The sequence below is a fragment of the Rhodococcus sp. P3_B8 genome, from assembly GCF_056402775.1.
In genome coordinates, this window is sequence record NZ_JBFUGT010000573.1 from 1 (window position 1) to 2013 (window position 2013).

General features: G+C 69.5%; 2 protein-coding genes. Both read right to left on the minus strand.

Going from position 1 to position 2013, the window contains the following annotated elements; all coding sequences use genetic code 11:
* The coding region (locus AC1D1G_RS44675) for a tyrosine-type recombinase/integrase (protein WP_477956883.1) at positions 1–1799 on the minus strand (1799 nt) is incomplete at its 3' end.
* Positions 1796–2013 (minus strand): tyrosine-type recombinase/integrase (locus AC1D1G_RS44680; protein ID WP_477956884.1); only part of this gene is annotated, 218 nt, incomplete at its 5' end. The genes AC1D1G_RS44675 and AC1D1G_RS44680, both read right to left, overlap by 4 nt.

The following is a 2013-nucleotide window of genomic DNA, read 5'->3' on the forward strand; positions in this document are numbered from 1 at the left end:
TCGGGTCCGGTGACGAAGTTGTCGCAGGTCTCGCAGATGTTGGCATAGGGACAGGCTCCGGCCGCCTCGTGCCGAGAACAGTAGCCATGGGCGAGGCGGGTTTTGAGCATCTCGCTGCCGAGCCAGCTGACGGTGTCGGGAACGATCGGTTTGCCGACCGGGGTGAGGGTGAACCGCCGCCGCATCTTGCCCATGGCCTGGTCGTAGGCGTCGCGCAGCGTCGGCGATGCGAGGGTGGCGTAGCGGAGAGTCATCTGAGGAGTGACGTGCCCGAGCAGCGCCATCAACGCCTGCAGGCTCATTCCGGCATTGGCGAGTTCGGTCGCCCAGGTATGCCGCAGCTGATGCGGTGTCACCACCAACGGTGCGCCGCCGGCGCCGCGCAGCCCGGACTGCTCGACGGCGGCGAGCAGCCCATTGCGCAGCCGGGTCTGGCCGAGGCGKCGGCCGTGCGCGACGAACAGGAAATCGGTCAAAGCTCCGGTCCGCGGATGCGGCAGCGGCCGGCAGACGCCGCGCCCGCCGGTCCACTCGTCCAACGCCGCGACCGTGGCCGCCGACAGCGGCACCATGCGCTCGGTCGCGAGTTTGCCCAGCGGCACCTTCAGCCAGGTCCCGGCCGGGCCGTAGTCGACGACGCTGCCGAGCTCGAGGTCGAGCAGTTCCCCGACCCGCAACCCCGCACCGCGGAGCACCGTCAACCCGATGCGAGCGAACGGATCCTCCAACCCGGCAACAGCGTTCATCACCACGCCGTCGACGTCGGGTGCCAGTGCGCGGGGCAAGGGTTGGTCGAGTTTGGGGACGTCGGCGGCGAAGACCAGCCGGCGCGGCGGTGCCTGCTCCCAGCCCCATGCGGTGATGTCGTCGAGCAGGTTGCGCAGGCTCAGCACCGTCGATTGGATCACCGCCATCGAGATGGTGCGTCCGGCGCCGGCGGCGGCGCGTTGCCCGCGCCAGGTGCGGGTGCGGTTCCAGACGAGGAAGCCCTCGATGTGACTGCGGTCGAGACCGTCGAGGGAGGTGACCTCGGGGTGGTGTGTGGTGAGATAGTCTGCGAATGGCAGCAGGTCGTTGATCAGTGATTCGACGGACTTCGGGCGAAGCACCGCGGCCCGGACGGTGACATAGCGCAATAGCGTCTCGCGGATCGCGTCGGCCATCGGAACGTCGGCGAACCGTTGGCCATAGCTGCGGGCCCAGACGCGGCGCCGTGGTGGTGTGTCGACGATGCGGGCCTCGAACAGCACCTGCCGCAGACCCGCGATCCGATTGCGGTAGGCCCGGCGCGACGACGGTGGAATAGCTTGTGTGGCAGCCAATGCGGCATCGAAATCGTCGACGGTGTCGTTGGTGATGCCGCTGACGGATCCGCCGTGCCAGGCGAGCAGCACCGCCAGGCACTCGCCGAGGACGGTCTCCACCCATGACGGTGTCCAGCCCAAGGCCAGTCCGGCGGTCCGGGCCGCGGCGAACCCGTCCGGGTCGCGCGCCTCGATCGCACTGCCGAGTCCGGTGAGGTTCTTGACGGCGGCGAACTCGAGGTCCAGTCGCAGCTCGTCTCGCCCGATGACGTGACACAGCAGCGGCCAAGCCCCGGCACTGCGGAGTTCGGTGAGCCGGTCCGATGCAGGCCGGGCCATCCATTCCTGCAGATCCGGGTGCGCGGCCAGAAACGTGCTCGCGATGCGGGTGCGGCCGCGGACGGCCCTTCCGCCCAGCCCGAGGGTGGCGACGTGGTCGAGATAGCCGGCCAGCACCGTGTCCGGGGCCACCATGGTCGTCGATGCGGTGGTCATCGCCGTTCCCCGGCGAGACTGGCCCGGGCGGCGCCGTATTCGGCGGCGAGCTGCTCGATCGACAGGTGCACGTACTCGGCGGTGGTCTCCGGGGACGCGTGCCCCATCAACTCCCGCAGTACCATCAGATCGATTCCCGCGGAGGCGAGTTCGGTGCCGTAGGTGTGTCGCAGCCGGTGTGGACGCACCCGACCCGCGCCGGACAGCTCTCGGT